Below are 19,999 nucleotides of genomic sequence, written 5' to 3' on the forward strand. Positions count from 1 at the left end.
CGAGTCATCATCCGAAGCTTCGTTGGTACACCTTGCGGTCCTTAATAAATGATCAGGGGAAGTGAAATGAGAAAGTGCAATGCGTTGATGTTGGCCGCCGCTCTCGGCATGTACTGCGGTCTGGCCCAGGCGGTAGGCCCACAGCCTGCCCCAGCAAAGGAAAAACAAGTACTGACCGTGGGCTTCGTAAAAGTGGGACATCTCTCGCCCATTATTGACGTTCCTGAGGCCGTAAAAGCGTGCAACGTCGAAATCAAACCCATTGAGTTCGTGCGCTATGCCGATGCGCGTACCGCATTGTTGTCGGGATCTGTCGATATCTCGGGCATAGGCCCTGCCGATCTCGCCATTGCGCTAGCGCAGGGCAGCGACAAACTGGTCGGTCTGACAGGCGTCGCGGCGTCGCCCAAATATCTCGTCACGCGTAAAGGGGTCAAGATCGAGGACTGGAAGGATATCGCGGGCAAGCGTATCGGCATAGCACCGGGTTCCGCGGTGTGGTTCCAGTGGGCAGCCACACTGGCTGAAAAAGGCGTTCCATACAATAGTTTCACGGCGGTAAATATACAGGGCGGCGGTACGGCATTCGTACAAGCGCTCAAGCGTGGGGACATCGATGCCGTGGCGCTATGGGAACCCTTCGAATCCCAGCTGGTGGCCGACGGCACCGCGACATTCTCCAAAAATCTCGAATACAGCCAATCGAAAGCCGTGGGCGCGGAACTCGGCCTGCTCGCCGCGACTCGCGATGCAGTGACCAACAAACGGGAAGCCGTAAAGTGCTTTCTGTGGGCCTACAAGTCAGCGGAAGAAAAACTGGCCAAGGACCCAGAGCTCTTTGCACAGACCTACTCGAAATACACCGGCCTGCCCGTCGAGGTCACTCGTGAATCCGTCAAGCTCATCAACCTGGGCGGCGTGCTGGATCTCGAACAATTGCAACGCCAGGCCAAGACCTTCAATGAACTAGGCGTCATCCCGAAAGATGTCAGCGGCGAGATAAGCAAAGTCTGGGATCCCAGCCTCCTGAAAGAAGTCATGTAATTACTGCGCCCTGCTCGTTGCCAAAAGGGAGCGAGCATGGGCAGAGGAGTCGCGTGTGAGCGAATCAAGTGTAAAAATTCCCGTCCCGGCCGTGACCGGGCGGGCCGATCGGCGCCATAACGCCGCGGTGAAGCGAACCGCCCTGGCGCTATTGGTGCCCGTACTTGTCTTGATCGGATGGCAGGTGATTGGCCAATCCGACCAGTTCGCCGGTGCGGTGCCCACACCCGCGCGTGTCGCCTCGGCTTGGTATGACTGGATCTTCGCCGAAGCGGGAATGGGACTGAATCCCTATCTGGGAACCTGGCTCAGCAACGTTCAGTACTCCACCATGCGCGTGATCCAGGGCTTTGCCTTGGCGATGCTGCTGGGTATACCGCTAGGGTTGGCGATCGGCTGGAGCCGTATCGCATCCCTGACACTGGACCCGATGGTACAAGGCCTGCGGCCCATCCCGATCACGGCATGGCTGCCGTTTTCGATTGCCGTATTCGGTATTCGCGATATGGGCTCAATCTTTCTCATTTTCCTCGGGGGTTTTTACGCCATCGTCGTAAACACCACGCAAGGCGCGCGCGACATTGATCGAAATCTGGTTCGTGCGGCCTCGATGATGGGAGCCTCATCGAGCCAGTTGCTGCGCCGAGTCGTGCTGCCCGCGGCCATGCCCTCGATCTTCACGGGCCTGCGTATCGGGTTGGGCATTTCGTGGACCGCGGTCATCGTCTCGGAGATGGTGGCCGTGAAATCGGGGCTGGGCTACGTATTGTGGGACGCGTATTACGTCGGCCGCATGGACATCGTGCTGGCGGATATGGCGTCCATTGGATTGATGGGCTTCATCAGCGACCGATTGATCGTCGCGGTGGAACGCAAGGTCCTGGTATGGCGCATGCTGCAAAATCATTGAGAAACCCATGTCTGATATTTTTGTAAATGACCTCAGCAAGACCTACGGCGGCGCCTCCCCAGTCCAGGCGCTGGACAACATTGATTTGACGGTCGAGGCAGGTGAGTTTGTCGCGCTGCTGGGCCCATCCGGCTGTGGAAAATCCACGCTATTGAACCTCATCGCCGGTTTCGAAACACCGTCGTCCGGCACTTTGAAAGTCGGCGGCGAACCCGTCGCATCCCCAGGGCCTGCCCGCGGCGTAGTCTTTCAGGAAGCGGCGCTATTCCCTTGGTTGAATGTCTGGGAAAACGTCGTATTCGGTCCAAAGATTGCAGGAAAGCCCAAGAAGGAATATGTCGAACGGGCCGAAGACATGTTGAACATCACGGGGCTGTCCGCATTTAAAAAACACCTGCCAGTGCAATTGTCCGGAGGCATGCGCCAACGCGTAGGCATCGCCCGTGTGCTGACGCTGGGATCGAAGGTGCTATTGATGGACGAACCATTCGGCGCCCTCGATGCGCAGACTCGCTTGACCATGCAGGAACTGCTGCTGTCGGTTTGGCAAAAGCTGCGAACAACCGTGGTCTTTGTGACCCACGACATCGATGAAGCCATCCTGCTGGCCGATACGATTTATGTCATGTCCGCCCGTCCAGGGCGCATCGCCACTCGAATCACCGTTCCGATCGAACGTCCGCGCAGCCTCGATCTCATCACCAGCGAGGTATTCAACGGCCTAAAGCGCGACATCATGCAACAGATGCGTCACTGACCTGGACCACCATCATGGCAAATCCTAGAGTTCCCTATGCGTTTTCAAATGATCGCCCCCCGTTGACACCTCCGGCGGCAGGCAAGATTCTCGTGCACCTGGTGGTCAATGTCGAAAACTGGAGCCTCGATCAGCCCATGCCGCGAACCATCATCACTCCGCCGCATGGGAAGGAAACAGTACCGGACGTGCCGAACTTCAGCTGGGCAGACTATGGCATGCGAGCTGGCTTGCCGCGCATACTGGAGGCCATCACGTCCCGCGGCCTGCCTGCGTCAACGAGTTGCAACGCCAGTGTGATCGACGCCTATCCACGCGCCGCACAAGCCATGCTGCACGCCGGCTGGGAATTCATCGGTCACGGCATGCACCAGAAATCGATCAACCATGGCGGCTCCGAACTCGAAACAATCCAGTCATGCCTGGAGAAAATCAAATCGTTCACCGGCCAACGCACGCGCGGTTGGCTCAGCCCGGGATTGCGCGAAACATACGATACTGCCGACATTCTGGCCGCCAATGGAGTCGATTATGTTTGCGACTGGGTCATCGACGACCTGCCCCATTGGATGAAGGTCAAAGAAGGCCGTCTCATTCAGATGCCCTACAACCTCGAACTGAACGACTCGGTCATTTACGCGGTTGAAAAACATTCATCGCCCGAGTTCCTGCTGCGCCTGCAGCGCGCGCTCGCGCTTTTCGAGCGCGAGATCGAAAGGCAGCCCAGAGTGTTGGCGCTCGGCCTTCACCCCCATTTGATGGGAGTACCGCACCGCTTTGGCTATTTCGAAGAAATGCTGGATCTATTAATGCAGCATCCGCAGGTGGTCTTCATGACTGGCAGCGCCATAGCTGATTGGTTCATTGGCCAAGAGAGGTAAAACATGCCTGTGACTCATAACCGCGATATACACCTCGCGATCTACGCTCGTACAGACGCAGCGCGGCAAACAACATGACGCTCGCCGACCGGCTGGCCCAACACTGCGCTCGCCCGATTTGCGCAGGCGATCGCGAACGTGCCAGTTTGCACCTGGTGGCGTGGACCGGCGCCGCCGCATTGGCGGCGTCAGCGCCGTCTGCCCTGCCGTTCTGGCAGGGCTTGAAGGCCTTGTCATCGGCTGACGACCCGTGGCATACGCTATTGTTCGAGGCCAGCCTGGGCAGTCTTTTCGAAATGGATGACACGCATCGTCAGGCGCTGGTGCATCCAGCCCCCGTCATTGCCCCTACCGCGCTGGCCGTTGCCCGCCAGAACAGGGCCAGTGGACAGGCGACTCTCGACGCAATGGTGCGTGGTTACGAAGCGATGATTCGCTTGGGCATGAGTGTCGGGCCCACACACTACCGTTACTGGCACAACACGTCCACATGCGGAGCGGTGGGCGCCGCCGTTACCGCGGCGTACCTGCTATGCCTGAGTGCCGAGCAAACGGCACACGCTATCCGTCTTGCGCTGGTACAGACATCCGGACTATGGCAAACGCGGCTCGACCCATGCGATGCAAAACCCTGGCACCTGTCACGTACTGCACAAACGGGAGTACAAGCCGCCTATTTGGCCCAGGCAGGCTTGCGCGGCCCCGCTCTTGCCTTTGAGGGAGAAAAGGGATTCTTCGCTGCGGCCTGTCCCGACGCGCGGCCGGAGATGTTGACCGCAGCGCTGGGCGGCGACTGGCAGATCCACGCAACCAGCTTCAAGCCCTGGTCAGCCTGCCGCCATGCTCATCCGGCCATCCATGCCGCACTCGGCCTGCGCGATGCATGGTCCTCCCAGGCCGACCCGCTGCCTTGGACGCAAGTGCGGCACATAGAGATCCGTACCTACAACGATGCGATTGCGTTTTGTGATCGCCCCGATCCGATCGATGCCGCTCAGGCACGGTTCAGTTTGCAGCACGGCGTGGCCGTCGCGCTCTGTGAAGGTGCCCCCTCACCGGCATCGTTCGATGCACCCGCCATCGCGAACCCGCAGATTTCCACGTTGCGCAAGACGACCTGCCTGGCCGCCGATGCCGAATTCTGCCAACGCTACCCGCTCCATTTCGGTGCCCGGGTGACGGTGTACTGGCACAACGGACAATGCTTGAGTCATGCAGTGCACGACACGCTAGGCGATCCGGAATGCCCTTTAAGCGAGACTGCGTTGTTTGCCATTGCGGATAGCGCATTGGCAAGCGCGGGATGGCAGGAATCCGAGCGCCATGCGCGGCTGGCGCAGACCTGCGCGCTGACGCAGGACACAACAGGAGCGGGAGTGGCCAGGCTATCCCCCTTACGGCCCAGGGGTATACCGCCGAGCTCATAGCCAGCGTGAGGCTGATTATGCTGGGAATTGCGGGGACCCGAATAAAATACTTGCCTGAGTGGCGCATTCCAGGTAAATGGACGGGAATGCTTCGCGGCAAGACTGCGGCACGATTCTTGCTGCCAGGCCGGGCTATTCAGGGTGAGGGGGAAAATGGATTCTTCTGCAGAACTTCCGACGGAAGACCTATATCGACTATTGGTCGACGCGGTCATGGACTATGCGATCTATCTCTTGGACATCAACGGACAGATCATCAGTTGGAACACAGGCGCCGAGCGCTTTAAGGGTTACTCCGCGGACGAGATTATCGGCCAGCATTTTTCGGTTTTCTATACTGAAGAGGAGCGAGCCGCCGGTATGCCGCAATCAGCCTTGGCCACCGCGAAAAAAGACGGCCGGTTCGAGGCCGAAGGGTGGAGAGTTCGCAAGAACGGAACCAGATTTTGGTGCAGCGTCGTAATTGATCCTGTCTACGATGATAAGAAGCAACTTATCGGGTTTGCAAAAATTACCAGGGACATTACGGAGCAGAAATCTCATCGGGAGCAGCTGCAGGCAGCCCGCGATTCCATGCACCATGCACAAAGAATGGAAGCTATAGGCCGCTTGACTGGCGGGGTGGCCCACGATTTCAATAATTTCCTGACCGCGATCAGATTCTCGGCCGAATTCCTGAAAAGGTCGAAGGACCTGCCGGAATCGATGAGGCACTATGTCGACGTCATTTCGGATACCACCGAACGCGCCGCGCAATTGACCCGGCAGCTGCTGGCTTATGCCAGAAAGCAACCGCTTCAGCCGCACGTCTTCGATGTACGGGAGAATCTGTCTTCTCTCAGGCAACTCTTTGAGGCTTCGGTCGGATCGTCAATCGCGCTGACCTATGAACTGGGTCCGGGTAATTGCACAATATTCGCCGACCCCGGCCAACTCGAATCGGCCTTGCTCAACCTGGTGATCAACGCACGGGATGCCATGCCCACGGGAGGTACGCTGACGATTGCCGTTCACCATATCGAAAATATTCCCGCCTCTACTGCGGCCTCCAATCGACCAGAAGGCCATGTCGCCCTGTCAGTGCGAGACACGGGAGTAGGCATCGAGCCTGATATTCTGGCCCATGTCTTTGACCCATTTTTCTCGACAAAAGACGCTCACGAGAACTCCGGACTCGGACTGAGCCAAGTCCAAGGTTTTGTACGGCAGTCCGGCGGCGACGTGCGGGTGCAGAGTACCCCAGGACAAGGGACGGAGTTCACGCTGTATCTGCCCGCCGCAAAGGCTCCACAGCCCATAGCCAGCACCTCCCTCGATTCAGACCTGATCCGTAACATCGGCGTGCGAAACGACATTCTGCTGGTCGAGGACAATCTCATGGTCGGCGAGGTCGTTTTCGCCATGCTGAAAGATCTCGGCCAGCGGCCGATTTGGCTGAAAGACGCCCCCTCTGCCTTGCGCGCACTCGAGGACAATAACGGACGATTCGACATCGCTCTCTTGGACGTCGTATTGCCAGGCATGAACGGCGTTGACCTGGCCAAAAGGATCCGCGTGCTGTGGCCCGGCATACACATTGTGCTGGCCAGCGGATACAGCGACGTCATAACAGGCCCGGAAGCCGTCGAGTTCCCCGTCATGCAAAAACCCTACTCCCTGGACATGCTTACCCAGGTGTTGGTAAAGGGCAGCCGCCAAGCTCGATCCGGCTCCATAAACGCTTGAGCCCCACGCTCGAAAACAGATACCGGCCCGATCTGGTCTGCTGTTCCTTTCATCGGGCCGGCGGCGCGCCTTGGCAAAGGCGGGGCGAATCGTCAGGGTTTATCTCGCAACGTCTCAGGGCCGCCGCCCAGTTCCGTCCCCGTGGTCGGGTTCGAGTTCGGATCTGACGCCGTCCTCGAAACCAGGGCTTGCATCGCGGTGAGTTCATCTTCCTTCAAATTGACGGATGCCTGCCCATCGCCATCAATGGCACATTGCTTATCGCGATCAGATTCGTAGGTGAAGTTTTCGTCGCTATTCCAGGGGCCCCGTGTATCACCTTCCCCTTGGGACATATTGAAATAGACACTGGTAAACCGCGGATCGCCAGGCAGCTTTCCTGGCGGAAAGTTGGGCTCCATGGAATAAAGCGCCTTTTCGAACGAACGTTGATGCGAGACCTCGCGCGTCATGAGAAAGCCCAATGCCTCTCTCACCCCCGGATCCTCGGTCGCGTTGATCAAACGCTCGTAGATGATCTTCGCACGAGCCTCTGCAGCGATGTTGGAACGCAGATCGGCCGCTGGGTCACCGATGGTGTCAATGTAACCCGCGCTCCACAACTGGCCGCCTGAGTTCACCAGCGCTGGCCCGCCCCCATAGAGCACCTGGGTCACATGCGAATCATTGCCCGGCCCATTTAGGCGGCGATACATATCGGCCTCGGATTCGGTCGCCTCGGCCAAAGCTCCCTTGGCGCCCTTGTTCAGCATCGCCACGAGCGTGCCGATGATTTCGAGATGGCTGAGCTCTTCGGTGGCGATATCGTAGAGCATGTCTTTGCGGCCCGGATCGTCTTCGGCGAGCGCCTGTGTAAAGTAACGACAGGCCGCTGCCAACTCACCCTGCGGACCGCCAAACTGTTCCAACAGCAGATTCGCAAGGCCAGGGTTCGTTTCTGCCACCCGGACGGTGTATTGCAAGCGTTTATTGTGAGCGAACATAAGGATCTCCGTGAGGCAGGGGCGCGCGGCTCGGCAAAATGCCGTGAGCATGGACCCTGCGGTGTAAATGTGCGGCTTACGGCTAAGCCGTTGAGACTAGTCGAGGTCTGCCATGCGCCGTCTCCCTGGCGGCAATGACCTGCCGTCATTGAGCATCTCTCGTTCCCGAGTCCGGCCGTAGATACACCGCCAAGAACATCAGCAAAAATTTCCGATTCATTCGGGAATTCCGCCATGCGCGGAAACATAGCCGCCGCCGACGCCTGCGGCGTGGCCGCCACGCTCTCAGTTAGTATAAGAACCCTGTCCATTTCGACCTGGCCTCGGCCCTCATGTCATGCTAAACACCGCTTTGCAGTATTTCTTGGGAGTCGTAGATACGGGGTCGTTGACTGGCGCCGCACAAAAACTGCATGTCGCCCCGTCAGCAGTGAGCCGAATGATCCGCAAACTGGAAGAAGAACACCAGACACTATTGTTCGACCGTCATGCCCGAGGCATGGTGTTGACCGAGGCGGGACAACTGCTCAAAGCCTATGCACGCCGCGCCGCGCTGGAATCCGAACGTGCCCGGGCAGAAATCCGTGAATTGAGCCAAATTGGTCAGAAACTCATTCGAATTTCCGCCAACCAGGCGTTTGGCCGCGAATTATTGCCCCGCGTCATTGGCAAGGCCCTGGCCATAGAACCCACCCTGCGTTTTGAATTGACTACCCTGCAGTCGTTGGAGATCAATCGCCGCGTGCGCGAGGGCGAAGACGATATCGGCGTGAGCTATAACCTGTCTCCGCCACAAGGGGTAGACGTTCAATACGCCAGGAAAATGCCCGTATTTGCGATCATGTCGCCTGCTCATCCGCTGGCGAAACACAAAGTACTGTCGCTACGCGACTTGAAAGACCACCCCGTGGCACTCATGGGAGCAGGCAGCACGATACGCTTCATGGTCGATCTCTGCTGCATGCACGAAAATATCAAGCTCAACGTGGCCCTCACCTGCAACAACCAAGAGGGCATTCACACCAGCTGCATGGACTGGGGCGCCATCGGCTTTTCCAGCGACCTGACGGTCAGAGGGTTGACCGAACGCGGCGAGCTGGTCGCCGTCCCGCTATCGAACAGCAGTTTGCACCAGCGCAACTGTCACATTCAGACCATGGCTGACCGCCACCTGCCCAGCAGCGTACTGCGCTTTGTGGACATGTTGCGCGAACATATCGAGGCGGCCTATGACCATCCAGCATGGATGATGGCCGCCATCGAGACCGATGCACCACGCTAGTCTGTCACTTCTGATGCCCAGGCCGGTTCATGCCAGACAGCGTCATTGTCCAACGGCCATACCGGCCTCGGCAAACGCTTGAAATCGACTTGTTTCAGGTTCGGCGTGGTCAGCCCGGGACTATCAACGTCGTGTATACGTTCGTCAGGGAAGAACTCGTCAAAGCCCGCCCGATAGTGGCCTCGGCTTTTGACAATGACATGACCCGCATGCGCGATGTCGATGTCATGCATTTCCAGGATCGCCGGCTCGGCCAGCTGACGACGCAGACTGCCCACCACCACCAGCATTCCCGACTCCAACAACTCCAATAGACAAGTCGGCCCTAACGAGAACTTGCGTCCCCGCATGATGCCGCGCCGCCCCATACCCTCGCCATCGGTCAGTTTCAGCACTCGAGCGCGCGAGGTATAGCGCCGCGAATACAGGCTTTCCTCGCGATTGAATACGGCATCGAACTCCGCACCGACACCGAGCTGCCCGGCCTCGGCTACCAACGCCGGGTCCACGAACATACCGAGCACGACGTTCGGGATATGCGCCTCGTCGAAAGCCTTCAACAGCCATGACGTATTGCCTCGACCGCCGCCTCCGGGGTTATCCGCAACATCGGCAAATAGCAGAGGTTTGTTGGCGTCTCGCGCCAACTCGACTGCGCGCTCGACAGAGATGGTGTTAGCCACGTAGCGCGCCCGATCTGCCCACCCCGCACGGGCCACTTGCAACGCCGTACGACGCGCGGCTTGCAGATCGCCACGTGACGTCACGGTGATGGTGACACCGCATTTAGGCAGATCGGAAAACACAAAACCAGCGCAAACGGAAACGTGGGCGATGGGACCTTCGCCACGTTTTTGCGTCAAACGCGTGCCCATCGCCACCATATCCGCGTAAGGCCCGCTGGACGTCAATAGCGTGACGGACGGTGGTGTCAATGGTAAACGGATGTATGCCGTTTCCATGCGCGTTCCGTCCAGCATCTCATGAATCATATCGGCCGCATCAGCCGCACGCTCTCGCTGGTCGACGTGTGGATTGGTACGGTATGCGATTAATGCGTCCAGCGCGTCCACGGTTTCCTCAGACACATTGCAGTGCAGATCGTGCGTGGCGATGATGGGTACGTCCGGCCCCACGATGTTGCGTAGACGCAGCGCTAGCACGCCCTCTGTGTCATCCTCGCCCTCTGCCGACGAAGCGCCATGGTTCGCCACGTACACCGCGTCCACCGGCATGGCGGCCACCAGGCGACGCTCCACCTCGGCCACAAAAGTCGCCCATACCGACGCGCTGGCAGGACCGCCCGGAGGCGCCCCGACCACAATCAATGGCGCCGGCGTCCAAGGTCCTAGCTCGTCCATCCGCGCATAGAATCCCGTCACTTCGCTAGGCAGGCGGCTAACGCTACGAGCCAGCTCGGTGATAGTTTCGCCCTCTTCCCAGCATTGGGCTCGGAAATCTTGTTCGACCGACAGCGGAGAAAAGGCATTGGCCTCCAGATGAAAGCCCAGAACAGCGACTTTCGGTGTTTTGCTACTCATATGGATCTCCCTTTAGCCTTAGTCCTTACGTACGGTGTAGAACAAGGACATTTGCGGCTGGAAGTCCTTCCATTCCTTGCGCAAGGCGCTGACGGGATAGGTCGCGCCCAGCGGAATGTACGGGACATCCTCAAATACCTGCAGTTGGATTTCGCGGCATATTTTCTTTTGTGTTTCCAAGTCTGGCGCGTTGAACCAATCCAGACGCAGCTTTTCGATGCGCTCGCTGGTCGGCCATCCGAACCAGGCTTGTTTACCATTGCCGCGCAATGCCAAGTGACCAGCAGGATCCAGGTTGTTCGGGCCCGTGTTGCCCGTGAAAGCAACGCTCCAGCCCCCTGCGGCCGGTGCGTCCTGATTGTTGCGGCGCTGCACGGCTGTACCCCAATCCATGGTCTGCACGTCCACATTGAACCCCAGGCGTTTGAACAGATCGGCGGTAACCAGCGCCGCAGCATGCCAAGTGGGAAAATCCACCGGATCCAACAGCACGACCTTTTCGCCGTTGTATCCAGCCGCCTTGATAGCCTCGCGGGCGGCATCGATGTCACGCTTACCCGTCAGCTTTTCCATGCCGGCGTCGCTGTCCATCGGCGAACCGGGCACGAACACGCCGCACTTATCACTCCAGTACTCCGGGAAATCCGCGCCATTCATGGCGGTCATGTATTCCGTCTGATTCACCGCGCTGAGTACGGCACGACGAATGGCAGGATTATTGAACGGCGCATGCAGATGATTGAAGCGCATCACGCCGATGGTCGGCAGGCTACGCTTGACCAGGTGAATGCTGGGATCCGAAGTCAAAACGGGCAAGAAATCGTTGTCCACCATCTCCACACCGTCGACCTCACCCGCTTGCAGCGCAGCAATAGCGGTAGCGCGGTCGGGGATGATGTGCCAACGCACCTCGTCTACGTGTGCGAGCTTCGGCCCCGCTGTGAACTCGGGCTTGTGGTCATCCGCGCGCGGCACATAGCCGGCGAATTTCTCATACACCACGCGTGAGCCGGACATCCATTTTTCAGCGACAAATTTGAACGGACCGCTGCCCACCATTTCTTTGACGACTTCGGTTTCTGGCGTCTGAGCCAGGCGCTCCGGCATGATGCATGCCATATTGCCCGATTGCCGCCCCAACGCATTCAGAATCAGTGGAAACGGTTTTTTCAGCTTGAATTGAATGGTTTTGTCGTCCAAGGCGGTCAGCGATTCCGTCGACTGCATCAGCGATTTACCCATCAGGTCTTTCTTGGACCAACGCAAGATGCTCGCTACCGCATCCTGCGCGCGTACCGGCGATCCATCATGAAACACCAGGCCGTCACGCAGCGTGATCTTCCACAATAGGCCGTCGTTTTCGCTGACGTGGTTGGCCACCATTTGCGGGCTGGGTTGATAGTCGTTATCCAGACCATACAACGTGTCGAATACCAATTGTCCGTGCACCTGCGTTACGGCAGCAGTCGTGAACACCGGATCCAACAACGTCAGGTCGGCTTGCGGCACCCAGCGAAACGCCAGTTTTCCGGATTGTGCAAAAGACATACCCGGCAACGCCCAGGCGGCGGCCGATGCGGATGAGGCCAACAGAAAACTTCTACGATCCATTTTGATCTCCAGGATAAAAAAGGAAAAACGTTCAGTACGCACCGCCAATACGGTGCCGCGCAACAAAGTGGCCGTCGCCGACTTGAACCAGCGGCTTCACATCGGGTTCATCGCCCACGGCCCTTACAGGACTGGGCAACTCGCTCAGTTCCAACATGCCGCCGCGACGAGCGGTCGGATCCGCGATAGGCACCGCCTGCATCAACTTGCGGGTATAAGCATGCTGGGGATTCTCGAAAATCGCCTGGCGCGGGCCGATCTCGACGATCTGGCCCAGATACATCACCGCAACGCGATGACTGATCCGTTCCACTACGGCCATATCGTGGGAAATGAACAATAGGCTCACGCCCAAGTCGCGCTGCAGATCAATCAGCAAATTCACGATTTGCGCCTGTATGGATACGTCCAGCGCAGACACGGACTCGTCGGCGATCAATACCTTGGGGTCGACCGATAACGCGCGAGCGATGCAGATACGTTGCCGTTGGCCACCTGAAAACTCGTGTGGCCATCGTCTCAACATCGATGCATCCAGCCCCACGCGTTCAAATAGTTCCGCCGCGCGGTGGTCTGCCTGAGCGCCGTCGTAGAGACCATGGATCAGCATCGGCTCTTTGACGCAATCGCCCACGCGCATGCGGGGATTTAAGGAGGCAAATGGGTCCTGGAATACGAACTGCATATTGCGACGGAGCAGACGCAGCCCTGCAGCGTCGTCCTGGTCGATCGTCCGCCCCTCAAAGGTAATCGTGCCGCGTGTGGTTTTGGCCAGACGCAGCAATGATCGGCCAGTCGACGTTTTTCCGCACCCGGATTCCCCCACCAATGCCAGCGTCTCGCCCGCATGCAAGTCGAAATTGACCTGCTCCACGGCATGAACACGTTTCTTGACGCGAGCAAACATGCCACCGCGCACGTCGAACCGTGTCACCAGATCGCGCACGCCCAGCACCACGTCCGGCTTGGCCGCCACGGCGGGCGGCGGCTCCGCCTGATCGGCTTCCGACAGCAGAGGGAATCGCGCCGGCAAGCTCGTGCCTCGCATCGCCCCCAGACGCGGCACCGCCGCCATCAGGGCTTTCGTATAGGGATGGCTGGGCGCCTCGAACAGCCCATAAACATCGTTGTTCTCAACCACATCACCTTTACGCATCACCATCACGCGATCGGCCACCTCGGCCACCACGCCCATGTCGTGCGTAATGAAGATGACTCCCATGTCCATCTCGCGCTGCAGTTCGCGGATGAGCTGCAGGATCTGTGCCTGGATGGTGACATCCAGTGCGGTGGTGGGTTCATCAGCGATCAGCAGCGTCGGTTTGCATGACAATGCCATGGCGATCATCACGCGCTGGCGCATGCCACCGGACAGTTCATGCGGATAGCGCCCCATGATAGCGCTAGCACCGGGTATACGAACCTGATCCAGAATACGAATGGCCGCAGCACGTGCCGTCGCAGTATCGCCGGGCTGATGCAGGCGAATGGCCTCGACGATCTGAGCTCCTACCGTGAACACCGGGTTCAACGACGTCATGGGTTCTTGGAAAATCATGCCCAGGTCGTTGCCTCGCATCGCCCGCATACTGTCTTCGGACGCAGCGACCAGATCCACGGCTTGGCCCGTAGCACGATGAAGCGTCATGCGCCCGCTTTCGATACGGCCGCCGCCAAACTCCACCAGACGCATCACCGCTAACGACGTTACCGATTTACCCGAGCCGGATTCGCCCACGATAGCCAGCGTTTCGCCACGATCAACGTGCAGGCTCAGCGAGTTGACCGCGCGGAAAGTTTTGTCGCCCCGGCCAAAGGCGATCGACAGTTCCTCGACCTCGAGCACGCGACGGTTCTTTGAGGTATGTGTATTCATCTTCAAATCCTCTTGGCCATGCGCGGGTCAACCGCGTCACGCAGCCCATCGCCCAGCATGTTGATGGCCAGGATCGTGATAGACAGGAACAGTGCCGGGAAAGCGATCAGGTGAGGCTTGATCTGCCACAGTGCACGGCCTTCGGCCATGATGTTGCCCCACGACGGCACCGAAGGCGGAACGCCTGCGCCGATAAAGGACAGGCTGGCTTCAGCCAGGATGGCTACACCGCATATATAGGTGGCCTGTACCATCAACGCTGCCAAGGTATTCGGAAAGATATGGCGCAACACGATGCGAAGCCGGCTTGCCCCAGCGGCTACAGCGGCCTCTACATAAGGTTGCTCACGCAACGACAGCACCAATCCACGCACCAAACGCACTACCCGCGGCACCTCGGCGATCGTGATGGCAATGATCACATTCTGCAACGACGCGCGCGTCAGTGCGATCAATGCAATCGCCAGCAGAATCGTAGGAATGGACATGAAGCCATCCATAATGCGCATCACCACCGCATCGACCCACCGGACGAAACCCGCAGCCAAGCCGATCGCGACCCCGATCACGGTAGACAACGCCGCTACCGAAAACCCGACAATCAACGAGATGCGCGCGCCATAGATCACGCGAGAGTACACATCACGGCCAAGCAGATCCGTGCCGAACCAGAACTGCGCACTGGGTGCACGCGTACGATGAATAGGAGATAGCGCGGTCGGGTCCACCGTCCCTAAAAATGGCGCAAAAATCGCGATCAGGAACAGCAACAACAGCAGCAGGCCACCGACGGCTGTCGTCGGATGCCGCTTAAGAAAGCCGATAAAAGTATTCATCAGTACTTGATCCTCGGATCGAAGGCGCGATACAGCAGATCGACCAACAGGTTGACCAGCACGTACATAAAGCTGAAGAGCAGAATGACGCCCTGAATGATCGGGTAGTCGCGCCGCAGAATGGCATCGACCACCAGGCGGCCCAGCCCGGGAATAGAGAAGACGGTCTCAGTTACGACCGTGCCGCTGATCAGCAACGCGACGCCACTGCCGATCACAGTGATGATGGGTACGGCGGCATTCTTTAATGCATGGCGAAACAGCAGGCCACGATTGTTTACGCCCTTGGCACGCGCAGTACGCACATAATCCTGACTCAAGGTTTCCAGCAGTGTTGCGCGTGTGATGCGAGTGATCAGCGCTACGTAGACACTGCCCAATGCCAACGCCGGTAATACCAAGGTATGTACCGAGGCCCAGAACCCGGTCGACAGGGGAACGTACCCCTGCACCGGAAACCACCGTAGTTGCAGGCCAAAGAACCAGGCCAGCAAATAGCCTACGGCAAACGAAGGCACAGAGAAACTGAATACCGCCAGGACCATGATGGTGCGATCCTGCAGACGGTTATGCTTCCATGCGGCCAATGCTCCGATCGGAATGGCGATGATGACCGAGACGATCAAAGTCATCAGCATCAGCGAGAACGTCGGGGCAAGCCGCTGGCTGATCATATGGCTCACCGGCTGACCGGTGAATAGCGACATGCCCAGATCACCGTGCAACACATTCCAGCTCCAAACACCGAAGCGTTGCAGAAACGGTTGGTCCAGCCCCAACGCCGCCCGAATGCGCAGAATGTCATCGGGCGTCGCGTCTTCCCCCGCCAACAAGGCGGCGGGGTCACCCGGCGCCAGGTCAAGCAAGCCGAACACGAATAGCGCAACGAACAGCATGACGGGTAAGGTCATGAACAGCCGTCGCAATGTGTACGAAAGCATTGTTTCCCTTTATCTAGTCAAGCCGCGGCTAAAGAATCGTCCAACGGCTACCCCCGGATTGCCCTGCGAAACTACGCAGAACGACTTGCGCCGGATTCTAGATAGAGGGGAACATTCAATCCATATCAATATTTCTAAAACAACGTTGCTTTTATTGGAAGGCTTCGGCAAAGCCTTAAGGTTGTTGGTTTTGCGGCCAAAAGAAGTTCGGAGAGCCTAGGGAATTCCCTCACCCCTGGATAACCGCGTCGCCCAAGCCTGCCATCACTTTATCCAACGTAACCGGGAACTCCCGCACGCGAACGCCCGTTGCGTTGTAGACAGCATTGGCCACTGCCGCGCCCGCGCCGCACACGCCCAACTCACCCAGACCCTTGACGCCCAGCGCATTGGCGTGTTCGTCGGGCTCCTCGAGAAACACGACCTCCATCTGCGCGATGTCGCCATTGACCGGCACCAGGTATTCGGCCAGATCGTGATTAACGAAATGCCCATGGCGCGTATCCAACAGAGTCTGTTCCATCAATGCTGCGCCGATGCCCCACGTCATTCCTCCCAGGATCTGCGAGCGCGCCGTCTTGGCATTGAGAATGCGCCCGGCACTGATGACCGACAGCATGCGGCGCATGCGGATTTCACCAGTATCGATATCAATCTCGACTTCGACAAAGTGCGCGCCGTACGAATGCTGCGAGTACGCTTTGTACGATTCGCCCATAGGTCCCACGCTGCCCTCGGCTTGCAAGCCACGTGGCGCTGCGCGCTGCATCAGCGCAGCCAGGGATTCTGAATGGCTGCCTGCGATGATCTTGCCGCCGGCAAAGCGTAGCGCGTCTGCGTCGGCCTCGCGGTACGGTGATCCGGCGGCGTCAGCAATCTGGCGCTTGATAGCCTGGCAGGCCGCTAACACCGCATTGCTCGTGCTCGCGGCTCCCCACGAACCGCCCGAGCCGGCGGTGCGAGGATGACGACTATCACCCAGCTGCACTCGTACCGCCGACATGGGCACCCCCAGGCTCTCAGCGGCAACCTGAGTGATGATCGTGTAAGTGCCTGTACCGATGTCGGTCATATCCATGCTGACAGTAATCCGGCCCATCGCATCGATAGCCACACGTGCGGTGGAGGCGCCGATGTAATTGGGCCGGATGGCAGCCGCCATACCCATGCCGATCAGTTTGCGCCCCTCGCGCACGCTGGCGGGCTTGGGATTGCGATGTTTCCACCCGAAACGCTCGGCGCCGGTGCGCATGCATTCCACCAGATTGCGGGCGGAAAACGGCACGCCACGCTCGGGGTCTTGAGCGGGCTCATTACGCACACGCAGCTCGATCGGATCCAGCGCCAGGCGCTCGGCTAGTTCATCCATACCGCATTCATAGGCCAACATTCCAGGTGCCTCCCCCGGTGAACGCATCCATTCGCCACGATTCAGATCCACGGGCACCAGGCGATGACGGGTCAGACGATTGGGGGCTGCATACAAGTGGCGGGCGAATACTGCGGTCTGTTCGCAAAACTCCTCGAAGCGAGAGGTAGCCGAATAAACGTCGTAGCCCATCGCCGTCAACTTGCCATCCGGCTGCGCGCCCAGGCGCAACTGATGCACCATAGCTGCACGATAGCCAGCGTTGGCATACATCTGTTGACGCGTCAAGGCGATCTTGACGGGACGCTGCAATACTCTGGCGGCCAGCGCCGCCAGGATGGCATCGGCATGAGGAATCAGCTTGGCGCCAAAGCCTCCACCCACGTAGGGGCTGATGATGCGGATACGCTCAGGCGCAATGCGCAGCGTGTTGGCCAGCGTGGCGCGAAAATTATTCAGAGTCTGCGCTGACGCGTATACCGTCAGATCATCGCCCCGCCATACCGCGATGGTAGCCTGCGGCTCCATGGGATTATGGCTTTGATACGGTGTCGCGTAGGTCAGATCCAAGGCGACCGCTGCCTGCTTGAACGCGCCCTCGAAGTCACCTACCGCGCTGTCGGGGGCCATACCCGCATTGACACGCGGCGGCGTATAGGCCTGCCCCAAGCGCGACGTCAGTTCGAAATCGGCCTTTTCCTCGTCGTAGCGCACACGTATCAGACGGGCTGCCGCGCGCGCAGCCTCGAAAGTTTCGGCCACAACGAGCGCCACCGGTTCGTCGTAATAGCGCACGCGGTCGTTGACCAGAGCGGGGCGGGCACGCGTGAAGACATCCGGCACCTTGGGCGGCACAGCGGGGCCGAATTCCGGCTGCGCGGGCGCGTTGCGATGGGTCATCACATACAAGACGCCTGGCGCGCGGCGCGCGGCGCTGTCATCGATGTCCCTGATGCGCCCCTTGGCGATGGACGCGCCCAGGATGTATCCATGGGCAGCTTGCCCGGCTTCGGTGTGTTCGTAAGCATAGGTAGCCCGGCCCGTTACTTTCAATCGGCCATCAATGCGGTCGACAGGCTGGCCGATGAGGCTCTCAGTTTGCGTGGATGTGGTCATGGTCAGGCTCGCGAGATGTGGGCGGCTGTCGCCAACGCCTGTTGCAGGGTCCGCTTGGCCAGCGGAATCTTGAAATCGTTACCGCCATGTCCCTGTGCCGTGGCCAGGGCAGCCTCGGCGGCCGCCACATAGGTCCCGACGGCGGCCTGCTGTCCCGTCACGCTCTGTTCTGCAGCCACGGCACGCCACGGTTTGGGCGCAATACCTCCTAATGCGATGCGGGCAGTGCGCACCTGGCCGCCTGAGGCATCGAGCACCACCGCTACCGAGACCAGAGCGAACGCATACGATGCACGATCGCGCACTTTGCGATAGAGCTGATGGCCGCGCGGCGCGGGAGGCAGCGTGACGGCAACAATCAGTTCGCCGTGCGCCAGCTGGGTTTCAATATGCGGCGTCGTGCCGGGCAAGCGGTACAGCTCGGTGACGGGCAGACTACGCGTTTGGCCGTCCGGCATGATGGTCTGCACTGTAGCGTCCAACGCCGTCAGCGCCACGGCCATATCCGAGGGGTGTACCGAAATGCATTGGTCGCTGGCGCCGATTACCGCATTCATGCGGTTATGACCACGCATGGCTGAACACCCTGTACCCGGTTCGCGCTTGTTGCAGGGCGTATTGGGGTCGTAGAAATAGGGGCAGCGTGTGCGCTGCAGCAGGTTGCCGCCGGTCGTCGCCTTGTTGCGAATTTGGCCCGACGCCCCCGCCAGCAGCGCCTGCGACAGCACGGGATACCGGCTGCGCACGCGGCTATCGGCGGCCAGGTCGCTATTGATTACCTGAGCGCCGATGCGCAGACCTCCCTCGGCAGTGTCTTCTATGATGGCCATGGGCAGGCGGCTGATATCGACGAGATGATCGGGTTTTTCAATTTCCAGTTTCATCAGGTCCAGCAGGTTTGTACCGCCGCCGATAAAGCGCGCCCGTGGATTTGCCGCGACCGCTTCCGAGGCCTGAAGGGGGCTCGCAGCTCGCTCATACGTAAAAGGCATCATGAAATCAGGCCTCCTTGGCCGCGTAGTGAATAGCGGCAACGATGTTGGGATACGCGGCGCAGCGGCAAATATTGCCGCTCATGCGTTCGCGTATCTCGGCATCGGTCAGAGTCGTCATGGGCGCAGCCACATCCTGGCTGGCATGGCTGGGCCAACCGGCGCGTACCTCTTGCAGCATGCCCACTGCCGAACAGATCTGACCGGGCGTGCAATAGCCGCATTGAAAGCCGTCACGCGCGACAAAAGCAGCCTGCATGGGATGCAGTTTTTCATCATTGGCAAGGCCCTCGATGGTGGTGATGTCATCGTCCTCATGCATGACCGCCAAGGCCAGGCACGAATTGATGCGGCGGCCGTTGATCAGTACGGTGCACGCGCCGCACTGGCCGTGATCACACCCTTTCTTGGAGCCCGTCAGGCCTATCTCGTGGCGCAAGGCATCCAGCACCGTGGTGCGCGGGTCCAGCGACAGCGTGTAGACCTCGGCATTGACGCGCAAGGTCACGGGACGAGTCGCCAGCGGCGTGGCAGCGCCTGGCACAGCCTGTGCCGCGCGCGACTCGCGCACCGCGGCCGGCGCCACACTTGCGAACAACAAGCCAGTAGCGGCGCCAGCCTGCAGAATGGCGCGTCGAGAAGGACGCGTCGGCGCATTGTCATCCATGAGTTTCTCCTGAAAGAAGGGGCAGGCACTCAGTATGGATA

Annotated in this window: 16 protein-coding genes; 7 read left to right on the plus strand and 9 right to left on the minus strand. The window is 59.2% G+C overall.

What is annotated here, in order from left to right:
* Positions 1-66 precede the first annotated feature (66 nt).
* The 6 genes from CAL20_RS20070 (at position 67) to CAL20_RS20095 (ending at position 6,744) form a co-directional block, all read left to right on the plus strand.
* Entirely contained in the window at positions 67-1,044 is a 978-nt protein-coding gene (locus tag CAL20_RS20070) for an ABC transporter substrate-binding protein (RefSeq protein ID WP_094822829.1), read from the plus strand.
* A gap of 91 nt (positions 1,045-1,135) precedes the next feature.
* Positions 1,136-1,954: an ABC transporter permease gene (locus tag CAL20_RS20075; RefSeq protein ID WP_373558314.1), complete on the plus strand. Its 819-nt coding sequence runs from the start codon at positions 1,136-1,138 to the stop codon at positions 1,952-1,954.
* Between the two features lie 7 nt (positions 1,955-1,961).
* Complete coding sequence (locus CAL20_RS20080; RefSeq protein WP_094822831.1) at positions 1,962-2,711, plus strand: ABC transporter ATP-binding protein; 750 nt, start codon at positions 1,962-1,964, stop codon at positions 2,709-2,711.
* A 14-nt stretch (positions 2,712-2,725) separates the two neighbouring features.
* Entirely contained in the window at positions 2,726-3,592 is an 867-nt protein-coding gene (locus tag CAL20_RS20085) for a polysaccharide deacetylase family protein (protein ID WP_094822832.1), read from the plus strand.
* A 74-nt stretch (positions 3,593-3,666) separates the two neighbouring features.
* Positions 3,667-5,019, plus strand: coding sequence for an MmgE/PrpD family protein (locus tag CAL20_RS20090; RefSeq protein ID WP_094822833.1), 1,353 nt, complete (start codon positions 3,667-3,669; stop codon positions 5,017-5,019).
* Between the two features lie 153 nt (positions 5,020-5,172).
* On the plus strand, positions 5,173-6,744 hold the full coding sequence (locus CAL20_RS20095; protein ID WP_094822834.1) for an ATP-binding protein: 1,572 nt from the start codon (positions 5,173-5,175) through the stop codon (positions 6,742-6,744).
* A 92-nt stretch (positions 6,745-6,836) separates the two neighbouring features.
* Here the strand turns inward: CAL20_RS20095 and CAL20_RS20100 are convergent, their stop codons facing one another.
* Positions 6,837-7,727 carry a manganese catalase family protein gene (locus CAL20_RS20100; RefSeq protein ID WP_094822835.1) on the minus strand — a complete coding sequence of 297 codons (891 nt, stop codon included), beginning with the start codon at positions 7,725-7,727 and terminating at the stop codon, positions 6,837-6,839.
* Between the two features lie 337 nt (positions 7,728-8,064).
* On the opposite strand from CAL20_RS20100, the gene CAL20_RS20105 reads away from it, so the two are divergent.
* Complete coding sequence (locus CAL20_RS20105) at positions 8,065-9,009, plus strand: LysR family transcriptional regulator (RefSeq protein ID WP_094822836.1); 945 nt, start codon at positions 8,065-8,067, stop codon at positions 9,007-9,009.
* Here CAL20_RS20105 and CAL20_RS20110 read toward each other — a convergent pair.
* The 8 genes from CAL20_RS20110 to CAL20_RS20145 form a co-directional block, all read right to left on the minus strand.
* Positions 9,006-10,550: a M81 family metallopeptidase gene (locus CAL20_RS20110; protein ID WP_094838771.1), complete on the minus strand. Its 1,545-nt coding sequence runs from the start codon at positions 10,548-10,550 to the stop codon at positions 9,006-9,008. The two genes, CAL20_RS20105 and CAL20_RS20110, sit on opposite strands and share 4 nt — an antisense overlap.
* An 18-nt stretch (positions 10,551-10,568) precedes the next feature.
* Positions 10,569-12,161: an ABC transporter substrate-binding protein gene (locus tag CAL20_RS20115; protein WP_094838796.1), complete on the minus strand. Its 1,593-nt coding sequence runs from the start codon at positions 12,159-12,161 to the stop codon at positions 10,569-10,571.
* Between the two features lie 31 nt (positions 12,162-12,192).
* Positions 12,193-14,037: a dipeptide ABC transporter ATP-binding protein gene (locus CAL20_RS20120; protein ID WP_094822838.1), complete on the minus strand. Its 1,845-nt coding sequence runs from the start codon at positions 14,035-14,037 to the stop codon at positions 12,193-12,195.
* 2 nt (positions 14,038-14,039) lie between these two features.
* Positions 14,040-14,873: an ABC transporter permease gene (locus CAL20_RS20125; protein WP_094822839.1), complete on the minus strand. Its 834-nt coding sequence runs from the start codon at positions 14,871-14,873 to the stop codon at positions 14,040-14,042.
* Positions 14,873-15,814 carry an ABC transporter permease gene (locus CAL20_RS20130; protein ID WP_094838772.1) on the minus strand — a complete coding sequence of 314 codons (942 nt, stop codon included), beginning with the start codon at positions 15,812-15,814 and terminating at the stop codon, positions 14,873-14,875. Before CAL20_RS20130 ends, CAL20_RS20125 begins: the two co-directional genes overlap by 1 nt.
* A 229-nt stretch (positions 15,815-16,043) precedes the next feature.
* Entirely contained in the window at positions 16,044-18,299 is a 2,256-nt protein-coding gene (locus CAL20_RS20135) for a xanthine dehydrogenase family protein molybdopterin-binding subunit (protein WP_094838773.1), read from the minus strand.
* A 2-nt stretch (positions 18,300-18,301) separates the two neighbouring features.
* A complete protein-coding gene (locus CAL20_RS20140; RefSeq protein ID WP_094838774.1) occupies positions 18,302-19,294 on the minus strand; it encodes an FAD binding domain-containing protein in 993 nt (330 codons plus the stop codon).
* A gap of 4 nt (positions 19,295-19,298) precedes the next feature.
* On the minus strand, positions 19,299-19,958 hold the full coding sequence (locus CAL20_RS20145; protein WP_094838775.1) for a 2Fe-2S iron-sulfur cluster-binding protein: 660 nt from the start codon (positions 19,956-19,958) through the stop codon (positions 19,299-19,301).
* Between the last annotated feature and the right edge of the window lie 41 nt (positions 19,959-19,999).

The organism is Bordetella genomosp. 4 (genome assembly GCF_002261185.1).
GTDB lineage: Bacteria > Pseudomonadota > Gammaproteobacteria > Burkholderiales > Burkholderiaceae_B > Bordetella_A.